The following is a 26460-nucleotide window of genomic DNA, read 5'->3' on the forward strand; positions in this document are numbered from 1 at the left end:
GTCTTCCTCCCACGCCACTTTCTGCGATCGGCGCAGTACAGCGCCCATCGCCCAAGACAAACCGGAGTCTCCCATGACCGCCGTCCTGTTCCAGCAAGTCTCCCGCCATTTCGGCGCCGTGCGTGCCGTCGACAGCGTGGATCTCGCCATCGCCGAGGGCGAATTCTTCGCCATGCTGGGACCGTCCGGCTCCGGCAAGACGACGTGCCTGCGCCTGATGGCCGGCTTCGAGCAGCCGACGTCGGGCCATATCGAGATCTTCGGCGAGACGGCGGAGGGCGTGCCGCCCTACCGGCGCAACGTCAACACGGTGTTCCAGGACTACGCCCTCTTCCCGCATCTCTCGATCCTCGAGAACGTCGCCTACGGGCTGATGGTCAAGGGCGTCGGCAAGGCCGAGCGGCTGAAGGCGGCCGAGGAGGCGCTTGCCATGGTGAAGCTGCCCGGCTACGGCGCGCGCCGGCCCGGCCAGCTCTCCGGCGGCCAGCGCCAGCGCGTCGCGCTCGCCCGCGCCCTCGTCAACCGGCCCCGTGTGCTGCTGCTCGACGAACCCCTCGGCGCGCTCGACCTGAAGCTGCGCGAGCAGATGCAGGAGGAATTGAAGAGCCTGCAGAAGTCGCTCGGCATCACCTTCGTCTTCGTCACCCACGACCAGGGCGAGGCGCTGTCGATGGCCGACCGCATCGCCGTGTTCAGCGATGGCAGGATCCAGCAGCTCGGCACGCCGGAAGAGGTCTACAAGCGGCCGAAGACGCGCTTCGTCGCCGATTTCGTCGGCTCGTCCAACGTGCTGCCGCCGGGTTTCGTTCGCACCCTCGGCTTCGGCGACAGCTATGCCAGCCTGAGGCCGGAGGCGATCACGCTCGGGGATGGCCCGGGCCGCAAGAATTTCGCCGGCCGCGTCGTCGCGACCAGTTTCCTCGGCGCGGCGAACCGCGTGACGGTCGAGGCCGCGGGCGCGCGCGTCGCGGCCATGACACCGGCCTCCATCGCCCCGCCGGCGCTCGGCGAGACGGTCACCCTCTCCTTCCTGCCGCAGGACCTGCACCCGATGGACGGTGCCCAATGAGCATCGTCGCCGACACCTCCATCCTCGCGCGCCGGGAGAACGCCTCCGGGCGGCTTTCCGATTTCTTCTGGCGCAACCCGAAGATCCTGCTGCTCCTGATGCTGACGCCGCCGCTGCTCTGGCTCGGCATCATCTATCTCGGCTCGCTCTTCGCGCTCTTGCTGCAGAGCTTCTTCTCGATCGACGACTTTTCCGGGCTGATCAACTACGAGTTCACGCTCGCCACCTACCGGCAGCTGCTCATACCCTCGAATTTCGACATCATCCTGCGCACCGTGCTGATGGCCGCGCTGGTGACGCTCGCCTCCGCCGCCATCGCCTTTCCGATCGCCTATTACGCGGCGCGCTATGCCAAGGGAAAATGGAAGGTCGTCTTCTATCTCGGCGTCATGCTGCCGCTGTGGTCGAGCTATCTCGTCAAGGTCTATGCGTGGAAGCTGATCCTCGCCAAGGAAGGCATCGTCACCTGGGCCTTCGCCAAGCTCCACCTTTCCTGGCTGCTCGATGCGTGGCTTTCGCTGCCCGTCGTCGGCGGCTCGTCGCTGTCGATCAGCTATACCGGCACCTTCATCGTCTTCATCTATGTCTGGATGCCCTTCATGATCCTGCCGATCCAGGCGGCGCTGGAGCGCGTGCCCGGCAACCTGATCGAGGCCTCCGCCGATCTCGGCGGCAATCCGGCGCAGACCTTCCGCCACGTGCTCTTCCCGCTCGCCCTGCCCGGCATCATCGCCGGCTCGATCTTCACCTTCTCGCTGACGCTGGGCGACTACATCATCCCGCAGATCATCGGCTCGTCGCGGCTCTTCATCGGCCAGGCGGTCTATGCCCAGCAGGGCACGGCCGGCAACATCCCGCTCGCCGCCGCCTTCTCCGTCGTGCCGATCGTCATCATGGGCCTCTATCTCTGGATGGCCAAGCGACAGGGGGCCTTCGATGCGCTCTGACAGAAACACCACCGCTCCCCTCGGCCTCAAGATCGCCGCAGGCCTCGGCCTCGCCTTCCTGCACCTGCCGATCCTGCTCATCTTCCTCTACGCCTTCACGACGGAGGAGAAGAGCTACCAGTTCCCGCCGCCGGGCTATACGCTCAAATGGTTCGCGGTCACCTGGAACCGGCCGGACGTCTGGGAGGCGATGGGGCTTTCCGTGCGCGTCGCATCCATCTCCACCGCCGTCGCCCTCGTGCTCGGCACGCTGTGCGCCGCTGCCGTTTCCCGCACGAAATTCTTCGGCCGGGAGACGATCTCGCTGCTCGTCATCCTGCCGATCGCCCTTCCCGGCATCATCACCGGCATCGCGCTGCGCTCGGCCTTCTCGTTCGCGGAGATCCCCTTTTCCTTCTGGACCATCGTGCTCGGCCACGCCACCTTCTGCGTCGTGGTCGTCTACAACAATGCCGTCGCCCGCTTCCGCCGCGTCTCGGGCTCGCTGATCGAGGCCTCGATGGACCTCGGCGCCGACAGCTTCCAGACCTTCCGCTATGTCATCCTGCCGAACATCGGCACGGCCCTGCTTGCCGGCGGCATGCTCGCCTTCGCGCTGTCCTTCGACGAGGTGATCGTGACCACCTTCACCGCCGGCCAGCAATCGACCCTGCCGATCTGGATGCTGGAGGAACTGGTGCGCCCGCGCCAGCGCCCGGTGACCAACGTCGTCGCCATGGTCGTGGTGCTTGTCACCTTCCTGCCGATCCTCGGCGCCTACTACCTCACCCGCGATGGCGACCAGGTCGCAGGCGCCGGAAAATGAACATGAGCGAACAGGGAGTAGCGAGTAGCGAATAGGGTTCCCTGACGGTGAAGTTGCCACCCCTGTTCGCTACTCGCTATTCGCCATTCGCTCCTCAACAACGGAGAACACGCCATGGACACCCAGATGCTGATCGGCTCGCGCTTCGAAGCCGGCACCGAGGCCGAGGAGCACATCCTGAACCCGAAGACCGGCGCGAAGATCGTCGACCTGCCGGAGGCCTCCCATGCGCAGATCGACGCGGCCGTCGACGCCGCCGAAAAGGCCTTCGTCTCCTGGGCGACCACCACGCCCGCGGAACGCTCCGGCTATCTCCTGAGGATCGCCGACGCGATCGAGAAGGACGCCGATGCCTTCGCGGCCCTCGAAGCGCTCAATTGCGGCAAGCCGATCAACGCCGCCCGCAATGACGAGCTGCCGGCCATCGTCGACTGCTGGCGCTTCTTCGCCGGCGCCATCCGCTCGCTGAGCGCCCCGGTCGCCGCCGAATACCTGCCCGGCTTCACCTCCATGGTGCGCCGCGATCCGATCGGCATCGTCGGCTCCATCGCGCCGTGGAACTATCCGCTGATGATGATGGCCTGGAAGCTGGCACCGGCGATTGCCGGCGGCAACACCGTCGTCTTCAAGCCTTCCGAGCAGACGCCGCTGACGGCGCTGAAGATGGCGAAGCTCTTGGCCGACATCCTGCCGGAAGGCGTGGTCAACATCGTGCTCGGCCGCGGCGAGACGGTCGGCAATGCGCTGATCAACCATCCGAAGATCAACATGGTCTCGATCACCGGCGATGTGGCGACCGGCAAGAAGGTGCTGGCGGCGGCGGCGAAGACCGTCAAGCGCACCCATCTGGAACTCGGCGGCAAGGCCCCGGTCGTCGTCTTCGACGATGCGGATCTGGACGCCGTCGTCTCGGGCATCCGCGCCTTCGGCTACTACAATGCCGGCCAGGACTGCACGGCCGCCTGCCGCATCTACGCCGAGGACGGCATCTACGAGAAGCTGGTCGCCGACCTCTCGGCCGCCGTCTCCACCATCAAGTACAACGACCCCGACGACACGCTGAACGAGATCGGCCCGCTGATCTCCAAGCGCCAGCGCGACCGGGTGGCAAGCTTCGTCGAGCGCGCCGCCGAGGTGAAGCACATCGAGATCACCACGGGCGGCCGCGCCGGCAGCGACGACGGCTACTTCTTCCAGCCGACGGTGGTGGCCGGCGCCACGCAGGACGACGAGATCGTGCGCCGCGAAGTGTTCGGCCCCGTCGTCTCCGTCACCCGCTTCTCCGAGGCGGACCAGGCCATCGCCTGGGCCAACGACAGCGACTACGGCCTCGCCTCCTCCGTCTGGACGAAGGACATCGGCAAGGCGATGAAGGCCGCCGCCCGCCTGCAATATGGTTGCACCTGGATCAACACGCACTTCATGCTGACGACGGAAATGCCGCATGGCGGCGTCAAGCAGTCGGGCTACGGCAAGGACATGTCGATCTACGCGCTGGAGGACTATACCGCCGTGCGCCATGTGATGGTCAGCCACGGATGACCATGGGGTTGCCCCCTCTGCTTGCCCGGCATCTCCCCCAACGAGGGCCGGGCAATCGCAGATGGACTGCAATCGTCGCCGCGACTCCCTTCTCCCCCGCGGGGAGAAGGTGCCGGCAGGCGGATGAGGGGGAGGATCGGAGGCGCAAACGATCCGTCAGAGCCACCCCCTCATCCGACCCTTCGGGCCACCTTCTCCCCGCGGGGGAGAAGGGGATGCGGCATCGTCCTGTCCTATAGGCGATTGCCCGGCCCTCGTGGGGGAGATGCCCGGCAGGCAGAGGGGGTGTCCGCCCTTTTGGGTACGGACGGGTGCCGGCTCCTTCCGGGAACATTTTCAGCCCTAACGCGTCTTTACTCCGACACAATCGGAGGCATCGCCATGCTGAAATGGGCACTCATCTTCCTCGTCATCTCGCTGATCGCCGGCTTTCTCGGCTTCTCCGGCGTCTCCGCCGCCACAGCGACGATCGCCAAGGTGCTCTTCGCCATCGCCCTCGTCATCTTCCTGATTTTCCTTGTGCTTGCACTGATGGCCGGTAGCCTCGCCTTCTGAGTGCAGATCGTCCACAGCCTGTGTTGCTTCCCGGCAACACAGGCTAAATCCTGATGTTTCTAGTCATATAATTCGTTGCAGCAGATGAAATCCTGATAAAAACGGTCACGTTATCGACCCGCTTCCTCAGAAAGTCACCTGCATGCACACGTCCTCCCGCACGATGTTCCGCCTGGCGCTCGCCGGCACGTCCCTCCTCACGCTCGCCTCGGTCGCCCTTGCGCAGGACCAGGGGACGACGACGGCGGGCGGCGCGACCGTGCTCGAGGACATCGTCGTCGACGGCGGCAGCGGCGGCGTCATCACGGCGGACGGCTATGTCGGCAAGAGCAGTGCGACGGGCGCCAAGGTCGACACGCCCTTCATCCAGACGCCGCAGTCGATCTCCTCGGTCACGCAGCAGCAGCTGGAAGACCGCAACCCGCAGACCCTGCTCGACACGCTCGCCTATACGCCCGGCACCCGCATCGGCGGCTACGGCTTCGACCCGCGCTTCGACTCGTTTACCGTGCGCGGCTTCGACGTGACCTATACGGGCGTCTTCCGCGACAACCTGCGCCAGCCGGGCGCCGGCTCCTCGCTGTTCAAGACGGAGCCCTATGGCCTGGAAGGCGTCTCGATCCTGCGCGGCCCGTCTTCCGCGCTCTACGGTGCCTCCGGCGCCGGCGGCCTCTACAACCTCATCAGCAAGCGCCCGACGGAAGAGGCGCTGCGCGAGATCCAGCTGCAATATGGCAGCCACGACCGCTACCAGGGCCAGTTCGACCTTTCCGGCCCGATCAACGAGGAAGATCCGGTCTACTATCGCCTGACCGGCCTGCTGCGCAGCGCCGATACCGAGCAGGTCGGCGTACCCGACGACCGCGCCTACATCGCGCCGGCCTTCACCTGGAAGCCGGACGAGGACACCAAGCTGACCATCCTCGGCGAATATTCCCGCACCAAGACGGGCGGCACGGCGGCCTATTACTACGATCCGATCACCGGCAAGGTCAGCGACTTCTTCGCCGGCAACCCGGCCTTCAACGATTCCGTGCAGAACCAGGGCCGCATCGGCTACGAGTTCGAGCATCGCCTGAACGAGGTCTTCACCTTCCGCCAGAACGCCCGCGCCTCCTGGCTCAACATCGACGCCGACTGGGCCTTCGCCTACCAGCCGAACGCCGCCGACCCGACGCTGCTCGACAGCAGCGCCGGCTCGTTCGAAGAGTGGATGAACACCTATACGATCGACAACCAGCTCGAAGCGAAGTTCGAGACCGGCGCGCTGGAACACACGCTCCTGACCGGCATCGACTTCACCAAGATCTACTGGAAGTCGCTGAACGGCTACGGCGTGACGCCGCCGCTCGACACCACCGACCCGACGCGCGGCCGCCCGACGGACCCGATCGGCTTCCAGACCAAGAGCGTGCAGGACCAGTTCATCACCGGCATCTACCTGCAGGACCAGATCCGCTACGACGCGCTGACCTTCACGCTCGGCGGCCGCTACGACTGGGTCTCGACCGACACCGACAACACGGACCTCGCCTCCGGCGCGCTCGACACGATCAACCAGAGCGACCGCGCCTTCACCTGGCGCGCCGGCGTGACCTACGAAACCGAATGGGGCATCACCCCCTATGCCAGCTATTCGACCGCATTCTCGCCGAATGCCGGCGTGAACCTTGCCACCGGCAACCCGTTCAAGCCGACCGAGAGCGAACAGCAGGAAGTGGGCGTGAAGTACCTGCTGCCCGACAGCAACACGCTGCTGACCGCCGCGCTCTTCAACATCGACCAGACCAACGGCCTCTACTACGAGGTCGTCGACCTGCCGACCGGCCCGGCCAACATCCAGGTCCAGCGCGGCAAGCTGCGCTCGCGCGGCGTCGAGCTTGAAGCCTCCACCAGCCTCGACAACGGCCTGTCGCTGATCGCCTCCTATACCTATACCCAGGCGAAGATCATCGACGGCCCGGCCGGCACCGTCAACAACGACGTCTCCTCCGTGCCGCGCCACATGGCCTCGCTCTGGGCGCACTACACCATGCCGGAAGACGGCGCGCTGGCCGGCCTCGGCTTCGGCGCGGGCGTCCGCTTCACCGGCGAAAGCTACGGCGACGACGCCAACAGCATGAAGAACAAGGCACGCGCCTTCGTCGATGCGTCGATCGACTACGACTTCGCCGCCATCGACAAGGACTTCGCCGGCCTGAAGCTGCAGGTCAACGCGACGAACCTCTTCGACCGCCAGGATGCCGTCTGCTCGGCCGGCTTCTGCTACCGAGACCAGGGCCGCACGGTCATCGGCAGCCTGAAATATTCCTGGTAAGCGCTTGACGGCGCCGTCCACCCACGATGGCGAGACCGCTTTCAGGCCGGACGGCCTGAAGGCGGTCTTTACCGGTGAGCACGCCTGGTGCGGCGAGAAGATGATGCTGTCTTCGGATCTCGACGGCGCCGTGCCGCTCGCCGACTTCCTCGCCGGAAACGGTTTTGCCGAAACGCTCGACCGCTATGCGGCAGGCCATGGCGACGTCGATCGCCGCGCCGCCGCCTCCTTCTGGTCGCTCTACTATTTCTCCGCGCTGACCATCCCCTATGTCGTGGCCCGCCGGGCCGAGATGACGCTGCCCGTCGCCGTCGAGGAGATGACCATCGCCATCGGCGAGGACGGCCTGCCGCGCGCCTTCGGCCTGCCGCACGAGGGCGACTGGAGCGAGGGCGACGACCTCGTCGACTTCGTCACGCCGCTGGTGGACTGCCACCTCTCCCGCGTCGTCGCCCTGTTCAAGGAGAAGACCGGCATCGCGCCGAAACTCGCCTGGAACAACGCCGCCGTCTACATCGACTATGCCTTCAACGCGACGGACCGTTCGCCGCCCGCGGGCGACGACCACTGGCCGTCCCGCCCCCTCTTCGATTGCCCGCGGCTGGCCGATGGCAGCCGCAATCCCTTCCATGGATGCCTGCGCCACGAGCTGGAAGCGGGCGCCGTCCACTGTCGCCGCAAGGTCTGCTGCCTGCGCTACATGCTGCCCGGCATTCCGGGCTGCGGCGAGCTGTGCGCCCTGCCGGAGCTGAGAAAACAATGACCCTGCGCCTTTCCGCCTTCATCGCCGCCGCCTTCCTGCTCCTGGGCGCCCTCGCCGCCCGCGCCGAGGTGGCCTATCCGCTGACCGTCAAGGACGCCTTGGGCCGCGAGGTCACCATTCCCGCCGAACCGAGGGCGGTGCTGCTCGGCAGCGGCTTCAACCTGGTCGCGCTCTCGCTGGTCCATCCCGACCCGGTCGGCATCCTTGCCGGCTGGGCGAGCGACATGAAGGGCGACAATCCGGAGATCTATGCCCGCTTCAAGGACAGGTTCCCGAAGATCGAGGACGTGCCGATCATCGGCGACGGCATCACCGTCTCGTTCGAGGCCGCGCTCTCGCTGCAGGCGGATCTGGCCATCCTCGCCAACTGGCAGGCCGACACGGATCTCGGCAAGCAGGCGATCGACTATCTGGAGAGAAGCGGCGTCCCTGTCGTCGTGGTCGATTTCAACAGCGACGCGCTGAACAACACCGCGGACAACATGCGCCTCCTCGGCAAGGTGCTGAACCGGGAGGAGCAGGCGAACGCCTTCGCCGATTTCTACGAGGAACGGGTCAAGCGCATCCGCGACCGGGTGGCCGCGCACAAGGAGCCCGGCCCGACCGTGCTGATGGATGCCTTCCCGAACCCGGAAAAGTGCTGCTACGCCTACGGCACCGGCGGGCTCGGCGCCTTCATCGCCATCACCGGCAGCCGCAACATCGCCGAAAGCCTGCCGGCGCAGGGCGGCATCGTCAGCTCGGAATTCATCGTCGCGGCCGATCCGGACGTCTATATCGCAACCGCCTCGCCCGGCGGCACCTACAGCACCTTCTCGGTCGGCCCCGGCGTTGCGCCGGAGGAGGCACGCGAGACATTGGCGCGCGCCGTTTCCGGCCCGTTCCTCAAGAACCTCAAGGCGGTGAAGGAGGAGCGCGTGCACGGCCTGTGGAACTTCTTCAACGCCGTGCCGCTGAACATCCTTGCCGCCGAAGCCTTCGCCCATTGGCTGCGCCCCGACATTTTCGCCGACATCGACCCGGACGCGACGCTGAAGGAAATCAACACGCGCTTCGCCGCCGTGCCCTTCGACGGCGCCTATTGGATCAGTCTCAAGGCAAAGTGAGGGGACCGGCCTTCCGGTCCCTTCTTCCGCAGGCTATACCATGCCCAGGAGGACCTGAATGATCTGGGCATTCGCAGTCGCGGCAGCGGCCATACTCTATCTCGCACTGCGCTTCCGGCGCTTCCAAAGCTGGGTCGAACCCGTCCTCACCATCGTGGTGGCCATCGGCCTTGCAAGCGCGCTTCTCATCTGGTTCGTCGAGGACCGCACGCCCTCCGGCACCGCCGCCACACCGAACGCCACCGTCCAGGCGCTCTCGGCGGACGGGGTGGAACTATCCGAGATGCAGGCCGGCGCCGGCCAGACGAAGACGAGCTTTCGCGTGACCGGCCGCATCGCCAACAAGGGCAGCCAGCCGATGCAGTCCTTCCGCCTCGATGTCGTGCTGTCCGATTGCCCCGGCGGCACCTGCCGCGAGGTCGGCCGCGACAGCGCGCTGATCGTGCTGCGCGTGCTGCCCGGCGAAAGCCAGCCCTTCTCCACCTTCGCCGTCTTCCCCGGCATAGACCTCAACCCCGTCACCGCCCCCGAATGGGATTTCGGCGTGCGCGAGGTGAGGGCCGCGACCCGCTAGAGTATCTCCGCTTCTCTTCGAATCGCGAAAACGCTCTATCTGTTTGTTTACGCAATTCCGGACGCAAAACCGCTACGCACTTTTGCTGGAATTGCTCCAGAGGCCAGCCACGATCTCTGCCGTTCGCAGCACCGTCGCGAATTCGTGGCGCAGCGTCGCGACATGGGCGCGGTGCACGTCGCGGGCGGCGATCGTCCCGCCCTCCCCGTCCGGCAGGTCGAAGCAGTCGCAGGCGTCCTCGATGAGGATCACCCGGTAGCCGAGGTTCGCCCCGACGCGCACGCTGGTCGACACGCACATATCGGTGGACACGCCGAACAGCACGACCGTATCGGCCCCAAGGCGGCGCAGGCGCAGATCGAGATCCGTGCCGATGAAGGCGGCGTTGACGCTCTTTGCCACCAGCGGCTCGCCTTCCCGCGGCGCAAAGCCCGGGCGGAACGCGTTGCCCGGCACCTCCGGCCGCAGGGTGGAGCCGGGCTCGACGCTGTCGTGCCGCACATGGATGATCGGCCGCCGTGCGGCCCGCCAGGCGGCAAGGAGCGCAAGGCCGTTCTCGTCCAGCTTTTCGTTCCAGCGCCGCGGCCAGGGCGCGGCGTCGAAGGCCTGCTGCATGTCGATCGGGATCAGGACGGCGTTTTCCGGCAGGGTCGGCATCGGTCTCTCCTTGAAGCGATGGCCGACGAATAGTTGCTTTTCCATCCGGTTTCGCGCAGCAAGAAGGCAGTGCGCCGGACGATCATCCGGCAACAGGGAGATTTTCCGGATGAACGAACTGGACGACAAGGACAGGCTGCTGCTCGCCGCGCTGCGCGCCGATGCCCGGCAGAGCCTGGTGGAACTTGCGCGCCATGCGGGGCTGTCGCGGAGCGCCGTGCACGAGCGCATCCGGCGGCTGGAGGCGAGAGGCGTGATCGCGGGTTATACGGTCAAGCTCGGCATCGACCGGGAGCGGCCGGGCGTCGAGGCGCTGATCGCCGTCGGCTTCCAGCAGGGCCGCAACTGCGATCACATCGTGCCGCATCTCACCGGCATTCCGAACGTCGTGACCTGCTGGTCGCTCGCCGGGCCGACGGACCTGATGCTGCTGGTCGAATGCGCCTCGAACGGCGAACTCGACACCGTGCGCCGCCAGATCGCCACGACGCCGGGCATCGCGACCGTGCAGACGCATGTGTCGCTGCGCACCCATTTCGATCGGCGGAGCTGACTTTCAGCCGAAAGGCGTCAGAAGTAGATCTTGAACTTCTCCCGCACCGCCTGGTCCGTCGTAAAATCGAAAAGCGGGCCGCCGGCTTCGGAAAGAATGCGGTTCTTGCGCTCGATCGCCTTCTGCACGAGGTCCGGCCGGCCGATCTCGGCCCATTCCTTCGGGCTCGTGCGGTCGGCGACGGCGGGGTAGACATACTCCGTCTGCATCAGCGACAGGGTCTGCGGGTCGCCGAGATAGTGGCCCGGCCCATCGAGGCAGACGGAGCGCATGGTCTCCAGCGAGACGGAATCCTCCGTCACGTCGATGCCGCGCACGCAGCGCTGCACCTGGCCGAGAAGATCATCGCCGAGAACGAGGCTTTCCAGGCAGAAGCCGAGCAGCGAGGCATGCATGCCGACCGCCTCATAGACCATGTTGAGGCCGGAAAGCCCCGCCATGACGTTGGAGATCGCCTGTTCCCAGCCGGCCTGCATGTCCGGCAGCTTGGAATCGGCGATGCCCGCCGCCGCGCCTCCGGGAAGCCGGTAGAACTGGTGCATCTGCGCGCAGCCCGCCGTCAGCAGCGCCTGCTCGCCCGAACCGCCCGACATGGCGCCCGTCCTGAGGTCCGACACGAAGGGCCAGGTGCCGAAGATCGCCGGATGGCCGGGCGCCATGGCATTGACATAGACGACGCCCGCAAGGCACTCGGCGACAGCCTGCACGATGGCGGTGGCAAGCGGCGCCGGCGCCGTCGCGCCGGCCTGCCCGGCCGAGAGCAGCAGGATCGGCATGCCGGCCCGGATGCAGGCCTCCATGGTGATGCAGCTTTCCTCCGCGAACTTCATCGGCGGCACGACGAAGCAGTTGGAATTCGACACGAAGGGCCGTGCCCGCCACTTGTCCTCGCCGCCCGCCATCATGTGGATGAGGTCGAAGCAGCCGGCGACATGCGAGGGATCGGAGAAGCTGGTGCCGACATGTTTCGACGTGCCGGCGCAGCAGCCGTAGAGCGTGTTGATGTCCATCAGGAAATTGTCGGCAACGTCGCGGCAGACCATCGCCCGCTGGAAGAAATGCACATTGTCGAGGTGATGGACGAGCTGGGCGGCGTTGAAGAGGTCCTTCGCCGTCGATTCCCTATATTCCCGCTTCTCGACATCGACGATATGCACCGCCGCGCCCGCCGTGCCGTAATAGACGCGGGTGCCGGTGAGCTCGAGGTCGTATTTCGGATCGCGGCCATGGAGCGTGATGTCGCGCGCGGCAAGCGCCAGCATGTCCTCCACCAGCGCGCGCGGAAAGCGCAGGCGCCCGTCTTCGCCGAGGATGGCGCCGGCCCCGGTCATGATCTCGACGCCGGATTTCGGCGCATTGGCGAGGCCGATATTCTCCAGCGCATCCAGCGCCGCCTCGTGGATGCGGCGCACGCCCGCCTCCGTCAGCGGCTTGTACTGGCCGCCGGGAAGGCCCGGCCGCACCGGCCGGACATTTTCCGCCAGCGGCGCGGCGCGCATGGCGACCCGTGCCGCACGCCCGCCGGACCGCCGGGACAAAACTGCCTGTTCACTCATGACCCGTCTCCCCCGCACCGGCGGCAAGCATCCTGTTGATGAGGTCCCCCGACGCCGCGGCAGACAATTTCGCGAAACTGCCATCCTTCACGATGGCGTCCATCTGCTCCGCGATCGCGGCGTGGGTGACGCGGGCGATCATCGAGCCGAGCGAGATGCGCCGCACGCCGAGCGCGGCGAAGTCCGGCACGGTGAGCTGGCGCAGCGGCCCCGCGGCAAGCCCGTTCACCGGCACCCCGACCGATTGCACGACGCGCCTCAGCTCCTCCGGTCCCGGCGGCACCGGCACATAGACGAGGTCCGCGCCCGCCTTCTCGAAGGCCTGGATGCGCCGGATCGCCTCGTCGAGGTCGTAGACACCGTTCATCACGCCATCGGCCCTGGCGCAGAGAACGAAGGGATGGCCGAGCGAACGGGCGGCATCGGCGGCGGCACGGATGCGCTCCACGGCGAGATCGAAGGCATAGGCGGGGTTGCCCCCGACCATCCGCGTGTCCTCGATCGAGCAGCCGGAAAGCCCGACCTCGGCGGCGAGCCGGATCGTTTCGGCCACGTCGTCCGGCGCATCGGCAAAACCGTTCTCGAAATCGCCCGAGACCGGCAGAGGCGTGGCGCGCACGATGTCCTCCGCATGCCGCAGCGCCTCATCGCGCGTCACGCGGCCCATGTCGGGCCGGCCGAGCGTGAAGGCGAAGCCGGCGGAGGTGGTGGCGAGCGCCACGGCGCCCGACGCCGCCATCATGCGAGCGGAGCCCATGTCCCACGGATTGGGGATGACGAAGCAGCCCGACTGGTGCAGGGCATGAAAACGCCGGTGGCGTTCGGCAAGGTTTTTCACGCGCGGACCCTCTCGGCTTTCGGATCGTACATGGGCACGAGCGAGGCCTCGGCCTTCACCCGCACGCCGGCGATTTCGATCTCGTAGTTGGAGGCCAGCACATCCGCCTCGCTCTCGCCGGCGCACGGCACGTAGCCCATGCCGATCGCGCCGCCGAGATAGTGGCCATAATTGCCCGAGGTGACGGTCGAGACGATCCTGCCATCGCGCACCAGCGCCTCGTTGTGGAAGAGCAGCGGCCCGGGATCGGTCAGCCTGAACTGCATCATGCGGCGCTTCAACCCCGCTTCTTCCTTCCGCAGCACCGCGTCGCGGCCGATGAAATCGCCCTTCCTCGTGCGCACGGCAAAGCCGAGGCCGGCTTCCAGCACATGGTCCTCGTCGGTGATGTCATGGCCGAAATGGCGGAAGGCCTTCTCGATCCGGCAACTGTCGAGCGTATGCAGGCCGCAGAGTTTGAGGCCGACATCCGCCCCCGCCGCCTCCAGCGCCTCGAAGACATGGGCCGCCTGGTCGGTGGAAACGTAAAGCTCCCAGCCGAGTTCGCCGACATAGGTGACGCGGTGCGCCCGGGCAAGGCCCATGCCCACCTCGATCTGCCGCGCCGTGGCGAAGGGATGCGCCGCATTGGAAAAGTCGTTCGGGCTTACCTTCCGCATCAGCTCGCGCGCCTTCGGCCCCATGACGCAGAGCACGCTTTCGGCCGCCGTGACATCGGTGATGACGACGAACTCGTCGCGGAGGTGCTTGCGCAGCCAGGCAAGGTCACGCTGCAGCGTGGCGCCGGGCACGACGAGGAAGAAGGCGGTCTCCGAAAGGCGCGTCACCGTCAGGTCGCTCTCGATGCCGCCGCGCGCGTTGAGCATCTGCGTGTAGACGATCCGGCCGGGGGCGACGTCCATCTGGTTGGCGCAGAGTTTCTGCAGGAAGGCGAGCGCATCGCGGCCCTCGACGCGGATCTTGCCGAAGGACGTCATGTCGAACAGGCCGACGCCTTTGCGCACGGCAAGATGCTCCTCGCGCTGGTTCTCGAACCAGTTCTGCCGCTTCCACGAATAGCGGTACTCCCGCTCCTGCCCCTCTTTGGCGAACCAGTTGGCGCGCTCCCAGCCGGCGACCTCGCCGAAGACGGCGCCGCGGGCCTTCAGGTGCTCGTGCAGCGGCGAGCGGCGCACGCCGCGCGCCGTCGCCATCTGGCGATAGGGGAAGTGATCGGCATAGAGCAGACCGAGCGTTTCGGAGACGCGGTCCCTGAGATAGGCGCGGTTCTTCTGGAACGGCTGGGCGCGGCGGATATCCACCTCCCAGAGATCGAACGGCGCTTCGCCGTCGTTCATCCACTGGGCGAGCGCCATGCCGGCCCCGCCGGAGGAGACGATGCCGATGGAATTGTAGCCGGCGGCGACCCAGTAGCCCTTCAGCTCCGGCGCCTCGCCGAGATAGTAGCGGTCGTCGGGCGTAAAGCTCTCCGGACCGTTGAAGAAGGTGTGGATGCCGGCCGTCTCCAGCATCGGCATGCGGTGGATCGCGTTTTCGAGGATCGGCTGGAAGTGGTCGAAATCCTCCGGAAGCTGGTCGAAGCAGAAGTCCTCCGAAATGCCGTCCACGCCCCAGGGCTTGGCCTTCAGTTCGAAGGCGCCGATCAGCATCTTGCCGGCGTCCTCCTTGTAATAGGTGCATTCGTCCGGCACGCGCAGCACCGGCAGCCTTTGCAGGTTCGGGATCGGCTCGGTGACGATGTAGAAATGCTCGCAGGCGTGCAGCGGCAGGGTGACGCCCGACATGTCGGCCAGCGTGCGGCCCCACATGCCGGCGGCGTTGACGACGTTTTCCGTCTCGATGGTGAAGGTCTCGCCGTTCTGCTCGCAGGCGACGCCCGTCACGCGGCCGTCCTTCGTCAGCACCGACGTCACCTTGACGCCTTCGAGGACGGTCGCCCCGTTCTGCCGCGCGCCCTTCGCCAAGGCCATGGCGATGTTCGCCGGGTCGCACTGGCCGTCGAGCGGCAGATGCACGGCGGCCTTGACATCCGCCGTGTTGAGATGCGGATAGAGCGCCTTCACCTCCTCGACGGTGATCTCGCGCACGTCGATGTCGAAAGCGCGGGCGAGCGAGGCCTGGCGGTAGATCTCCTCCTTGCGCTCCTCCGTCAGCGCCACCGTCATCGAGCCGCACTGGCGCATGCCGGTGCCGATGCCCGTCTCGGCCTCGAGCTTGACGTAGAGGTCGGCGGAATATTTGGCGAGCCGCGTCATGTTCTGCGAGGCGCGAAGCTGGCCGATGAGGCCGGCGGCATGCCAGGTGGTGCCGGAGGTGAGCTGCTTGCGCTCCAGCAGCACCACGTCCGTCCAGCCGAGTTTTGCCAGGTGATAGGCGACCGAGCAGCCGGAGACGCCGCCGCCGATGATGACGGCTCTTGCCTTGGAAGGGATGGGCTTCGTCATGCGCGCAGTCTTTCATTGTTGGGGTCGAAGAGCGGGCCGTCGGGCTGGACGGTCGCCTTGAAGCGCTCGCCGTAGATTTCCACCTCGATCTCCGTGCCGGGCACGGCAAGGTTCGCCTTCAGCATGCCGAGCGCGATGGACCTGCCGGTGCGATAGCCCCAGTTGCCGGAGGTCGTCTCGCCCACCACCTTGCCGCCGTGCCAGAGCGTCGACATGTAGGGCGCATCGCAATCGCCGGCCTCGACGGTCAGCAGCACGAAGCGCTTGCTCACCCCCTGCTGCCTTTCCCGCTCCAGCGCCGCCTTGCCCTTGAAGTCCGGTTTCGACCAGTCGACGAAGCGTTCAAGGCCGCCCTGCAGGATGGTGTAATCGGTCGAAAGATCGCCCTTCCAGGCGCGATAGCCCTTCTCGATGCGCAGGCTGTCGAGCGCCTCCATGCCGAAGGGCTTCAGGCCATGCTTCTGCCCCGCCGCCCAGACGGTATCGAAGATGACGGCCGTGTCCTCCACCTTGGTGTGGATTTCCCAGCCGAGTTCGCCGGCGAAGGAGACGCGCACCAGCTGGCACCAGCGGCCGGCGATCGCCACCGGCTGGTGGGTGAGCCAGGGCATGGTGAGATCGGCCTTGCAGACATCGGCAAGGATGGCGCGGGAATTCGGGCCGGAGAGGATCTGGCAGGAAAAGTTTTCGGTGACGTCCTCCAGCGTGAAGACGGGATTTTCCGGCAGGTGCTTTTGCAGCCACTCGAAATCGTGCCACTGCGCGGTCGCGGCGGTGATGAGGAAGAAGAAATCCTCGGCCAGCATCATGACGGACATTTCCGTGACGATGCGGCCCTTGTCGTCGGAAAAATAGGCAAGCCCGATGCGGCCCGGTTTCGGCACGCGGCCGGTGATCAGCGAGGAGAGCCAGGCCGTCGCGCCCTCCCCCTTCACGCGGAAGCGCGAGAAGCCGGGAAGGTCGAGGATGCCGGCGGCCGCGGTGACGGAGCGGCACTCCGCCTCGATGCGCGGTCGCCACGGGCCCTCACGGTTCCAGGTCTGGGTCGCGGCCTCCGACGTGTCGTCGCCGTCCTGCGCATACCAGCTGGCGCGCTCCCAGCCGTTATAGGGCTTGAACTGCGCGCCGAGCGCCGCGATGCGGTCGTGGATCGGCGAGAGCTTTTGGTTCCGCCCGGCCGGCCAGGCGTGTTTCGGGAAATGCATGGCATATTCGTGGCCGTAGACCTCCATGCCCTTGGCCACGCAATAGTCCTTGTCGGCGGCGAAGCTCGTGTAGCGGCGCGGGTCGCAGGACCACATGTCCCATTCCGTCTCGCCCTCCGTCACCCATTCGGCCAGCACCTTGCCCGCGCCGCCCGCCTGGCAGATGCCGAAGGTGAAGACGCAGGCCTCATAGGCGTTCGGCACGCCGGGCATCGGGCCGAGTAGCGGGTTGCCGTCCGGCGCATAGGGGATGGGACCGTTGATCATGCGCGACAGGCCGGCGGTGCCGAGGATCGGCACGCGCTCGACGGCGTCGTTGAGATACCATTCGAGGCGGTCGAGATCGTCCGGGAAGAGCTGGAAGGAGAAATCGTCCGGCATCGGATCGTCGGGCGTCGTCCAGTGCGCCTTGCAGTTCCGCTCGTAGGGGCCGAGGTTCATGCCCGTCTTCTCCTGGCGGAGATAATAGGACGAATCCACGTCGCGCAGCAGCGGCAGCTTGTGGCCGGCTTCCCTCGACCAGGCGGCAAGTTCCGGGATTTCCTCGAACAGCATGTATTGATGGCTCATCACCATCATCGGCACGTCGCGGCCGAACCATTTGCCGACTTCCCGCGCATAATAACCGGCGGCGTTGACGACCTTCTCGCAGCGGATCTCGCCCTGAGGCGTCGAGATCACCCATTCCTCGCCCTCGCGCCGCGCGCCGGTCGCCGGACAGAAGCGGAAGATCTTCGCGCCCATGTCGCGCGCGCCCTTCGCTAGGGCTTGGGTCAGCTGCGCGGGGTCGATGTCGCCGTCATAGGGATCGTAGAGCGCGCCGGTGAGGTCGTGCGTTTCGAGAAACGGGTATTTGCCGCGCATCTCGTCCGGCGAGAGGATGTCAAGGTCCATGCCCTGGTAGCGGCCCATGCCGACGACGCGCTTGAACTCCTGCAACCGCTCCTTCGAATGGCCGAGGCGGATCGAGCCGGTGACGTGGTAGTTCATCGGATAGTCGACCAGCGCGCCCAGCTCGCGGTAGAGCGCGGCGGAATAGCGCTGCATGTTCATGATCGACCAGGAGGAGGAGAAGGTCGGCACGTTGCCGGCGGCGTGCCAGGTGGAGCCGGCGGTCAGCTCGTTCTTTTCCAGAAGCACGCAATCCGTCCACCCGGCCTTCGCCAGATGGTAGAGTGCCGACGCCCCGACGGCGCCTCCGCCGATGATGACGACACGGGCATGGCTTGGCAGTGCGGACATTCTCGTTCCCCTTCTTTGCCCCGGATTTGTGGCAACCAAAGCGACGCGCAGCAAGCGGTTGGATTTTGCTTTATTAATCGACTTTCTCGATTACACTTCCGCCGAACACTGGGAAAAATCGGCGCATTCATGCAAATTGTCCTGATTGAGACATTCCTCGACCTGATGGAAACGCGCAATTTCAACCGCACGGCGGAGCGGCTGAACATCACGCAGTCGACGGTCACGCACCGCATCAACGCGCTGGAAGCGATGTTCGCGCGAAAGCTCTTCGCGCGCAACAAGGGCGGCACGCAGCCGACCGCGGCGGGCCTGCGCTTCCTCGATCACGCCAAGGCGCTGCAGCACCAGTGGCACGAGGCGGCGCGCGCGGTGGAAACGGCCGGCGCCTACGAGCGCTCCATGCGCATCGGCCTGCAGCATGACCTTGCCGCCCACTTCGCCGGCGACTGGCTGGCGGCGGTGCGCAGGGAGCTGCCGGCCACCTCGATCTATGTGGAGGTCGACTATTCCAACCAGATGAACCGCGACCTCGGCGCGGGCGACCTCGACCTTGCGATCCTCTTCACCCCGCACTACCTGCCGGACCTTGCCTATGAGCGCATCGGCGAGGTGCACTACGAGATGGTGAGCAACAGGGTGGCGCGGATCGAGGACGTCCGGCCGGAGGACTATATCCAGGCCGTCTATTCCCCCGCCTTCGACCGGCTGCACCGCGAGGCGCATCCGACCCTCTCGACCGCGCCGATCGCCAGCGGCGAGACGACGGCGGTCCTCGCCCTGCTGCAGAAGCTCGGCGGCTCCGCCTTCGTGATGGCGCCCGATGCGAAGCGGCTGCTGCGCTCCGGCGCGGCAAGCCGCGTTACCGGCGCCGAGCCGATCGCGCAGGCCGTCTATGCCGCCACCAATGTGCGCACGCGCCACGCCCACCAGCACCGGCGCATCGTCGCCATCATGCAGGCCTTGCTCGCCGCGTGACATGCGGCCATTGAAACGGCCCGCCGCTGCGCCTATGAACGGTCCGCCGACATTTGACGAAGGAGTTTCCATGGCCGCCCGTGACCGCTATTCGCGCAAGCTCGAATGCGCCATGTGCGGCAATTCCGGTTATGCCGAGGTCTCGGAAGACGACATGCCGAGCCGCAAGCACCCGGATTTCACCATCGATTCGCTGCCGCGCGGCTTCCTCACGGAGCGCGCCTCGAAATATCCGGACAAGCACATGCTGCGCTGCCGCTGCGGCCATGTTTTCAAGTTCCAGCAGAAAACCGTCTACGCCGAGGGTGGCGAGCCGCGGCGGTAAGGTTTCGGGTTTCAGCCCCCCTCTGCCCTGCCGGGCATCTCCCCGGCAAGCGGCAGGCGAATTGCATAGGCAGCACGCTGCTGCTTTCCCCTTCTCCCCCGCGGGGAGAAGGTGGCCCGAAGGGCCGGATGAGGGGGCTTGCACACCGTCTGACGTCTGCGCCACCCCCTCATCCCGCTGCCGCGACCTTCTCCCCGCGGGGGAGAAGGGGCAAGATGCGTCGCCTCATTCCATATGCAATTCGCCTGCCCTCAACGGGGGATACCCGGCAGGGCAGAGGGGGTACGCCGCAAGGCACGACAGGGAGCCGTTGCGCGCTTCCCTCTACCCGCGCCCGACGAAGGGCATGGTCGTCGCCATGACCGTCATGTTCAGCACATTGGCATCGAGCGGCAGGCTGGCCATGTAGACCACCGCGTCGGCGACGTGCTTGACCGGCATGGTCGGCTCGGCGACCACATCGCCGTTCGGCTGGAGCACACCGGTGCTCATGCGCTTCGTCATGTCCGTCGCCGCATTGCCGATATCGATCTGGCCGCAGGCGATGTCGTATTTGCGCCCGTCGAGGGCGGTCGATTTGGTAAGGCCGGTGATGGCGTGCTTCGTCGCCGTATAGGGCGCGGAGTTCGGCCGCGGCGCGGTCGCGGAGATCGAGCCGTTGTTGATGATGCGCCCGCCGCGCGGGCTCTGGTCCTTCATCAGCCTGAAGGCCTGCTGGGTGCAGAGGAAGGCACCCGTCAGGTTCGCGGCGAGGATGTTGCTCCACTCCTCGAAGGGAATGTCCTCCAGCAGCGCCGGGGAGACGTTGGAGCCGGCATTGTTGACCAGCACGTCGAGCCGGCCGAAAGCACGCCTGATCTCGGCAAAGACCGCGGCGACCTCGCCCGGATCGCCGACATTGCAGGAAATCGCGCGGACCGGATTGCCCGTTTCACCGGTGATGGCGGCGGCGGCCTCCTCCAGCACCGCGGCCCGGCGGCCGGTGACGACGACCGCATAACCCTCGGCGCTGAGGCCCCGGGCGATGGCAAGGCCGATGCCCGTGCCGCCGCCCGTCACCAGCGCGATCTTGCCCATGCCGGTCCGGCCCCATTCGGTCATGTCGTCCTCCTCCTTTGACGCGTCCTTCCGGTTTGCTCGAAAAGCGCATCCGCTGCAAGCGGTCATAAAAAAGTCCCCGGCACCGGCCGGGGACCTGGTTTTCCGACAAGCATCGCCCCCCACCATCGTCATCCTCGGGTTTAACCTGAGGATCCAAGTCTCACCCGCGGCGGTGGATGGTCGGGTCCAGCCCGACCATAACGGAGGAGAGGGCGTCTGCGGGAGGATCTCAGAACAGCGCGGCGGTGCTCTTCAGCGTCACCCAGATGCCCCAGAGGAGCGGAAGGCCGACGACGGCCCAGGCGAGCACCGCCTTGGCGTCGAGCCCGCCCTTGCCGATGCCGAAGGAACCGGTCGGGCCGGCATTGGCGGCCGCGGTCTTCGCCTGCAGGGAGGCAACCTCCTCGTCCGACATGAACCATTTGTCGGCAAGCGGCCGCACCAGCATGTTGGCGACGAGACCGAGCGCCAGCATGCCGGCGAGGATGTACATGGTGCCGGTATAGAGCGCCGGCCCCGGCGCCACGCCGGCGGCGATCTGCGCCTCGCGGATATAGTTGACCACGACCGGGCCGACGATGCCGGCGGTCGCCCAGGCGGTCAGCAGGCGGCCGTGGATCGCACCGACGAACTGCGTGCCGAAGATATCGGCGAGATAGGCCGGAACCGTGGCGAAGCCCCCGCCATACATCGACAGGATGATGCCGAAGGCGAGCACGAAGAGCGCCTTGCTGCCCATGTCGGCCAGCGTCGGCGCCAGCGCGTAGAGCACGATGCCGAGGATGAAGAAGGTATAATAGGTGTTCTTGCGGCCGATCTTGTCGGAGAGCGAGGCCCAGACGAAGCGCCCGCCGATGTTGAACAGCGAGAGCAGGCCGGTGAAGCCCGCGGCGATCGCCGCGATGGCGGCCTTCTGGTCGGTATCGAGCTGGCCGAAACTCAGCTCGGGCTGGCCGATGAGGCGGCCGCCGAAGATTTCCTGCAGCATCGGCGAGGCCATGCCGATGACGCCGATGCCGGCCGAGACGTTGAGGCAGAGCACCAGCCAGATCAGCCAGAACTGCGTCGTCTTGTGCGCGTCGCGCAGGTGCACGTGCCTGGTGGTGATCATCGTCGACTTGGAGGCCGGCGGCGTCCAGCCTTCCGGCCGCCAGCCGGCCGGCGGAATGCGGTAGCCGAAGGCGCCGCCCATCATGAAGCAGAAATAGATGGCGGCCATGACGAGGAAGGTCTGCCAGACGCCGGCCGTCGTGTCGGTCTTGAAGACGTTCATCAGGAGGTTGGCGAGCGGGGCGCCGATCATCGCGCCGCCGCCGAAACCCATGATCGCCATGCCGGTCGCCATGCCGCGCCGGTCCGGGAACCATTTGATCAGCGTGGAGACCGGGGAGATGTAGCCGAGGCCGAGGCCGATGCCGCCGATGACGCCCGCGCCGAGCCACATCAGCCACAATTGATGGGTCATGACGCCGATCGCCGCGACGACGATGCCGCCGCACCAGCAGCAGGCCGAGACGAAGCCCGCCTTGCGCGGGCCGACGCGCTCCAGCCAGCCGCCCCAGATGGCCGCCGAGCAGCCGAGCAGCACGAAGAACAGCGTATAGATCCAGCCGAGATCGGCGACGCGCCAGTTGCAGCTCGTGGTGAAGAGCGCGGAGACGAGGTTGAGGTCGGCGCAGGCCGCGTCGGCGGCGCCCGGAATCGCCTTGGACAGCGGCAGCCAGAACACGCTGAAGCCGTAGGCCATGCCGATGCAAAGATGGATGGCGAGCGCGGCCGGCGGCACGAGCCAGCGGTTGAAGCCGGGTTTGGCGATGATGCGCTCCCGGTCGAGGATACTGCCGGAATAGTCGCCGGCATAGGTCTCGGTCGATGCAGTCATTGGGTCTCCTCCGCGACGCACCCCTCGGTGCGAAGATTTTCGTGATGGGGAGCCGGCGAAAACCGCCCTTCGACGCCCGGATGCCTGCATCCCTCTCGCAGGCGGCCGGAGGCCGAACCTCCCGCGCGGACCGAAGCAAGGCCCATGCCAGAATGGATGCCCTTTGGAATCAGGCGGTTGGAAGAAAAAACGGGAGAAAAACGGACACTTTGTCCGAAGGGCGGACAAAGTGTCCGGTCAGGCCGCCTCGGGCAGCCAGATGGTGAAGGTCGCCCCCTCGCCCGGCCGGCTCGCCACCGAGATGGCGCCGCCCTGCCGCGTCACCAGCGTCTGGCTGATGGAAAGGCCGAGGCCCGTGCCCTCCTGCCGCTTCGTCGTGAAGAACGGGTCGAAGACCTTTGCGACGAGATCCGGCTCCATGCCGATCCCGGTATCGCTGACGACGATCTCGACGCCCGGGCGCCCGCCGCGGTCGCTGTCGCGGGTGACGATGGTGAGCCTGCCGCCATCCGGCATGGCGTGGATGGCGTTGACGACGAGGTTGACGACGACCTGCTGCAGCTCGGTGCGGTTCATCAGCACCAGCCGTTCGGCCGTGTCCTCCAGCCGCACCTCGATCGCCGCCTTGGCGAGCAGGTGCTGGACGAGCGGCAAGCAATCGGCCACGGCCGTGCCGGACGCATGGCGATCGACGAAACCGGCGAATTCCTCGGGCTTGGCGAATTGCAGGAGCTTCGTGACGATCTGGCTGATGCGCTGGATCTGATCGTCGAGCAGCTGGAACTCGACCTTGGCCAGCGCCGCCCGGTCGCCGACGACGGAACGGATGACCTCCAGATTGCCCTGCATGACGGCGATCGGGTTGTTGATCTCGTGGGCGACGCCGGCGGTGATCTCGCCGATGGCGGCCAGCTTTTCCGACAGGATGAGCTGCTTGGTCGTCGCCTCCAGCCGGCGGTTGGCGAGCTGCAGCTCGCGAGTGCGCTCGTCCACGCGCGCATTCAGCTCCTCGTTCCAGCGGCGCAGCTCCAGGTCGTTCTGCTCGAGCTGGTTCAGGAGGTCGTCGAGATGCACGGCGACGCGGCCGATCTCGTCCTGGCTGTCAACCGGGCCGGTGCGCGCGCCGAGATCGCCGCTCTCCACCCGCGCGATGGTGGCGTCCACCCGCTCCAGCGGCTCGAAGATGCCGCGCGCCCAGCGCAGGAAGATCGGCACGCTGGCCGCCGTGATGGCGAGGAAGGCGGCGACGATGGTGAGCACCGTCTGGTACTTCGCCGCCGTGAACGGCGCCTCGAGGAAGCCGACATAGAGCATGCCGACGCGCTCGCCGCGGCTGTCGGTGATCGGCTCGTAGGCGGAAATGTACCAGTCGTTGACGACGAAGGCGCTGTCGAGCCAGGTGCGCCCCTCGCCCAGCACGGCCGAGCGCACGGCGGCGGAGACGCGCGTGCCGAGCGCGCGGCGCCCTTCGAACAGCCGCACATTCGTGCTGATGCGCACGTCGTCGAGGAACAGCGTCGCCGTGCCCTGGCTGCCCTCCGGCAGGCTCGCCTCGCGATAGACGAGGTCGTTGATCGTGTCGATGAAGACGAGGTTCTGGTTGAGCAGGATGCCGCCGACGAGCACCGCCTTGCGCCCGTTGCCGAGCGTAACGGGGCTGGCGCTCTGCACCACCATGCCGCGCGTCTCCTCTGTGCGCTCGGTCGGCACCGCATTCGGGGTCGAGACGAGCGGCAGCCGCGCGCGGGCGGCAAGGTCCGGCGAGAGCCGTTCGAGATCGGCGTTCTCGAAGATATCCACCCCCGTCGCCGGCTTGCCGGCCAGCGCATCGCGGATGACCGGCCAGTCGGTGCGCAGCGTTTCCGCCGTGGTCGCGGTCACGGAGACGACGAGCCGGCCGTCGGGCGCGATGACATAGAGGAAATCGAGCTCCAGCCGCGCCCGCGCCTCGTCGAGCAGGGCTTTCAGCGCGCCGGTGTCGCCGGCACTGTCGCGGAAGCGCACGGAGCCGCCGAGCGCGGTGACATGCTCGCCGGTATTGTCGAGGATATGGGCGAGATACTGGTGCGCGATGGTGAGGTCGCCGTTGACCTTGGAGATCAGCGTCGCGTCGAACTTCTCGTTCCAGCGGTAGACGGTGATGCCGAGCAGGAGCGGCAGGATCACCAGCATCGGCAGGAGCGCGATGGCCAGCAGCCGGTAGCGCACCGAGCGCGCCGGCCGGATGACGCCCTGCCTGCCGTCAGCCATCCCAGGCCGCCAGCTTGCGGTCGATCGTCTTGCGGGAAATGCCGAGCTGGCGCGCCGCCTCGTCGCGCTGGCCGCTGCAGGCGGTGAGCACCGAGAGGATGTGGCGCCGCTCGACATCGGCAAGCGAGCCGCCCTCCCTGCCGGCCGCCGCCTGCCCGAACCCGTCCGGGAAGCGGCCGAGGATCAGCGTGCGCTCGATGAGATTGCGCAGTTCGCGCACATTGCCCGGCCAGTCATAGGCCGACAGCGCCCGGCGGGCCGCCTCGTCGATGGGCACGGCGGGCATGGCGAGCTGCGCCGAGAGCTTCTTCATGAAGAGGACGGCCAGCTCCACCGCATCGCCGTCGCGGTCCTTCAGCGGCGGCAGATGGATCTGCATGACATTGATGCGGAAGAAGAGATCGGCCCGGAAGCGCCCGGCCTGCACCTCCTTTTCCAGCTCCGCATTGGTGGCGAAGACGAAGCGCAGGTCGACCGGCACCTCGCGTTCGGAGCCGACGGGCCGCACCTTGCGATCCTCCAGCACGCGCAGCAGCTTGCTTTGCGTGGCCGGCGGCATCTCGCTGATCTCGTCGAGGAAGAGCGTGCCGCCCTGCGCATGCAGGAACAGCCCCTCGCGCGCCCGTTCGGCGCCGGTGAAGGCGCCCTTCAGGTGGCCGAACAGCTCGCTTTCGATCATGTCCGCCGGGATCGCCCCGCAATTGACCGGCACGAAGGGTTTCGCCGCGCGGTCGGACAGCGCGTGCAGCGAGCGCGCCGCCACTTCCTTGCCGGTGCCGGACTGGCCGGTGAGCAGGACCGAGGTCGGCAGCGGCGCGACGCGGGCGATGGTTTCGCGCACGCCGGCGATGGCGGTCGATTCGCCGATCAGCCGGTCGCGCAGGAGGATATGGTCCGACGTCGCCTTCAATTCGTAGCGCAGCACGTAGTTTTCGCGCTGCAGGCGGATGCGGTCGAGACAGCGCGCGACGGCATTGAGCAACTGGTTGGAGCGGAAGGGTTTCAGGATGAAATCGACCGCACCGGCCCGCAGCGCCTGGATCGCGGTTTCGAGATCGGCATAGGCGGTCATCAGGATGGCATCGGCGAAGAAGCCGATGGCGCGCTGCTCGGCAAGCCATTCCACGCCGTTCTTCTTCGGCATGATGTTGTCGAGGATGACCACGTCGAAATGGTTCTGGTCAAGCTTGCGCGAGGCCTCGTCCGTATCGGCCGCCAGCTCCAGCTGACGGCAGCGCGGCCCGAGCGTGCGCATCAGGAAGTTGCGCATGCCCGGCTCGTCGTCGACGACGAGGATCGAGGCCTGCGCCAGCCACGGCCCGAATTCCGGGTCGGCGGACGTGTCGCGCAGCACGCGCGCGGCTTCAGTCGGCACCTCATCTCCTCCCGATGGTCAGGCGCGTCAGGTTTGCACGCCCGAATGCGGCAGCGCTGCACGCTTTTGCCCGGACGGCTTGAACACCTACCATAGAAAGCCGCCGCCGCCAGCACAAGGCAGGCATGGCGGCGGAGCGGGACGAGATGTCAGGAGTGCAGATGAATGCGCTCACGGCGTTCACGCATCGCCGCAAGCTCCTGTTCGACATGAACTTTCCGAGCATCCTCCATCGCCACGGCAATGGTTTCGCTGATCACGCGGATGCTGTCTTCCGAGATGAGCGGCGATGTCTCGTGGCATTCCGCTGCATGCAGTTTGCAAAGCGCGCTGGCGAGCAGCCGCGCATAGTCTTCCGGTTTGCGACCCATGTTCC

Annotated in this window: 22 protein-coding genes; 12 read left to right on the forward strand and 10 right to left on the reverse strand. The window is 66.7% G+C overall.

Translation table 11 applies throughout. The features are described from left to right. The first annotated feature begins 73 nt into the window (after nucleotides 1-73). From WMC41_RS13005 to WMC41_RS13045, 9 genes are all read left to right on the forward strand, one after another. Nucleotides 74-1069, forward strand: a complete 996-nt coding sequence (locus WMC41_RS13005; RefSeq protein WP_432343748.1) for an ABC transporter ATP-binding protein — start codon at nucleotides 74-76, stop codon at nucleotides 1067-1069. Beyond that, complete coding sequence (locus WMC41_RS13010) at nucleotides 1066-2016, forward strand: ABC transporter permease (RefSeq protein ID WP_432343751.1); 951 nt, start codon at nucleotides 1066-1068, stop codon at nucleotides 2014-2016. Before WMC41_RS13005 ends, WMC41_RS13010 begins: the two co-directional genes overlap by 4 nt. Continuing rightward, complete coding sequence (locus WMC41_RS13015) at nucleotides 2006-2821, forward strand: ABC transporter permease (RefSeq protein ID WP_272805911.1); 816 nt, start codon at nucleotides 2006-2008, stop codon at nucleotides 2819-2821. The genes WMC41_RS13010 and WMC41_RS13015 overlap by 11 nt, the downstream gene beginning before the upstream one ends. Before the next feature lie 114 nt (nucleotides 2822-2935). Continuing rightward, entirely contained in the window at nucleotides 2936-4363 is a 1428-nt protein-coding gene (locus tag WMC41_RS13020; protein WP_432343753.1) for a gamma-aminobutyraldehyde dehydrogenase, read from the forward strand. A 381-nt stretch (nucleotides 4364-4744) separates the two neighbouring features. Next, nucleotides 4745-4918, forward strand: coding sequence for a DUF1328 domain-containing protein (locus WMC41_RS13025; protein ID WP_244766861.1), 174 nt, complete (start codon nucleotides 4745-4747; stop codon nucleotides 4916-4918). A 142-nt stretch (nucleotides 4919-5060) separates the two neighbouring features. Continuing rightward, complete coding sequence (locus WMC41_RS13030) at nucleotides 5061-7235, forward strand: TonB-dependent siderophore receptor (protein WP_244766862.1); 2175 nt, start codon at nucleotides 5061-5063, stop codon at nucleotides 7233-7235. A gap of 100 nt (nucleotides 7236-7335) precedes the next feature. Continuing rightward, the gene (fhuF, locus tag WMC41_RS13035; RefSeq protein WP_288081493.1) at nucleotides 7336-7998 is read left to right on the forward strand and encodes a siderophore-iron reductase FhuF; all 663 of its coding nucleotides are present in this window, start codon (nucleotides 7336-7338) and stop codon (nucleotides 7996-7998) included. Further along, nucleotides 7995-9104 carry an ABC transporter substrate-binding protein gene (locus WMC41_RS13040; protein WP_432343757.1) on the forward strand — a complete coding sequence of 370 codons (1110 nt, stop codon included), beginning with the start codon at nucleotides 7995-7997 and terminating at the stop codon, nucleotides 9102-9104. Before fhuF ends, WMC41_RS13040 begins: the two co-directional genes overlap by 4 nt. 58 nt (nucleotides 9105-9162) lie before the next feature. Then, nucleotides 9163-9678: a hypothetical protein gene (locus tag WMC41_RS13045; protein ID WP_288081234.1), complete on the forward strand. Its 516-nt coding sequence runs from the start codon at nucleotides 9163-9165 to the stop codon at nucleotides 9676-9678. 72 nt (nucleotides 9679-9750) lie between these two features. On the opposite strand, the gene WMC41_RS13050 is transcribed toward WMC41_RS13045, so the two are convergent. Beyond that, a complete protein-coding gene (locus WMC41_RS13050; protein ID WP_432343759.1) occupies nucleotides 9751-10335 on the reverse strand; it encodes an isochorismatase family protein in 585 nt (194 codons plus the stop codon). Nucleotides 10336-10444: 109 nt separating this feature from the next. On the opposite strand from WMC41_RS13050, the gene WMC41_RS13055 reads away from it, so the two are divergent. Beyond that, nucleotides 10445-10888 carry an Lrp/AsnC family transcriptional regulator gene (locus tag WMC41_RS13055; RefSeq protein WP_133032806.1) on the forward strand — a complete coding sequence of 148 codons (444 nt, stop codon included), beginning with the start codon at nucleotides 10445-10447 and terminating at the stop codon, nucleotides 10886-10888. A gap of 17 nt (nucleotides 10889-10905) precedes the next feature. Here WMC41_RS13055 and WMC41_RS13060 read toward each other — a convergent pair whose 3' ends face one another. Genes WMC41_RS13060 through WMC41_RS13075 form a run of 4 tightly spaced genes read right to left on the reverse strand, consistent with a single transcriptional unit; the run spans nucleotide 10906 to nucleotide 18173 of the window. Further along, on the reverse strand, nucleotides 10906-12444 hold the full coding sequence (locus tag WMC41_RS13060) for a trimethylamine methyltransferase family protein (RefSeq protein ID WP_432343761.1): 1539 nt from the start codon (nucleotides 12442-12444) through the stop codon (nucleotides 10906-10908). Beyond that, a complete protein-coding gene (locus tag WMC41_RS13065) occupies nucleotides 12437-13282 on the reverse strand; it encodes an isocitrate lyase/PEP mutase family protein (protein ID WP_432343763.1) in 846 nt (281 codons plus the stop codon). Before WMC41_RS13065 ends, WMC41_RS13060 begins: the two co-directional genes overlap by 8 nt. Beyond that, nucleotides 13279-15726: a GcvT family protein gene (locus WMC41_RS13070; RefSeq protein ID WP_432343765.1), complete on the reverse strand. Its 2448-nt coding sequence runs from the start codon at nucleotides 15724-15726 to the stop codon at nucleotides 13279-13281. The genes WMC41_RS13065 and WMC41_RS13070 overlap by 4 nt, the downstream gene beginning before the upstream one ends. Next, nucleotides 15723-18173, reverse strand: a complete 2451-nt coding sequence (locus WMC41_RS13075) for a GcvT family protein (protein ID WP_432343767.1) — start codon at nucleotides 18171-18173, stop codon at nucleotides 15723-15725. Before WMC41_RS13075 ends, WMC41_RS13070 begins: the two co-directional genes overlap by 4 nt. Nucleotides 18174-18302: 129 nt before the next feature. On the opposite strand from WMC41_RS13075, the gene WMC41_RS13080 reads away from it, so the two are divergent. Continuing rightward, complete coding sequence (locus WMC41_RS13080) at nucleotides 18303-19151, forward strand: LysR family transcriptional regulator (protein ID WP_288081248.1); 849 nt, start codon at nucleotides 18303-18305, stop codon at nucleotides 19149-19151. Between the two features lie 70 nt (nucleotides 19152-19221). Continuing rightward, nucleotides 19222-19476, forward strand: a complete 255-nt coding sequence (locus tag WMC41_RS13085) for a hypothetical protein (protein WP_064330653.1) — start codon at nucleotides 19222-19224, stop codon at nucleotides 19474-19476. A gap of 324 nt (nucleotides 19477-19800) precedes the next feature. Here the strand turns inward: WMC41_RS13085 and WMC41_RS13090 are convergent, their stop codons facing one another. The 5 genes from WMC41_RS13090 to WMC41_RS13110 all read right to left on the reverse strand — a co-directional run bounded on the left by WMC41_RS13090 (nucleotide 19801) and on the right by WMC41_RS13110 (nucleotide 26455). Beyond that, nucleotides 19801-20577: an SDR family oxidoreductase gene (locus WMC41_RS13090; protein ID WP_432343770.1), complete on the reverse strand. Its 777-nt coding sequence runs from the start codon at nucleotides 20575-20577 to the stop codon at nucleotides 19801-19803. Nucleotides 20578-20806: 229 nt separating this feature from the next. Next, nucleotides 20807-22459 carry an OFA family MFS transporter gene (locus WMC41_RS13095; RefSeq protein WP_272805923.1) on the reverse strand — a complete coding sequence of 551 codons (1653 nt, stop codon included), beginning with the start codon at nucleotides 22457-22459 and terminating at the stop codon, nucleotides 20807-20809. Between the two features lie 237 nt (nucleotides 22460-22696). Then, nucleotides 22697-24709 (reverse strand): sensor histidine kinase, encoded by a 2013-nt coding sequence (locus tag WMC41_RS13100; protein WP_432343772.1) that lies wholly within the window; start codon nucleotides 24707-24709, stop codon nucleotides 22697-22699. Next, the gene (locus WMC41_RS13105) at nucleotides 24702-26084 is read right to left on the reverse strand and encodes a sigma-54-dependent transcriptional regulator (protein ID WP_432343774.1); all 1383 of its coding nucleotides are present in this window, start codon (nucleotides 26082-26084) and stop codon (nucleotides 24702-24704) included. Before WMC41_RS13105 ends, WMC41_RS13100 begins: the two co-directional genes overlap by 8 nt. A 149-nt stretch (nucleotides 26085-26233) precedes the next feature. Further along, nucleotides 26234-26455, reverse strand: coding sequence for a hypothetical protein (locus tag WMC41_RS13110; protein WP_288081257.1), 222 nt, complete (start codon nucleotides 26453-26455; stop codon nucleotides 26234-26236). Nucleotides 26456-26460: the final 5 nt, after the last annotated feature.

Source organism: Shinella yambaruensis (genome assembly GCF_050859155.1).
GTDB classification, from domain to species: Bacteria; Pseudomonadota; Alphaproteobacteria; order Rhizobiales; family Rhizobiaceae; genus Shinella; species Shinella yambaruensis.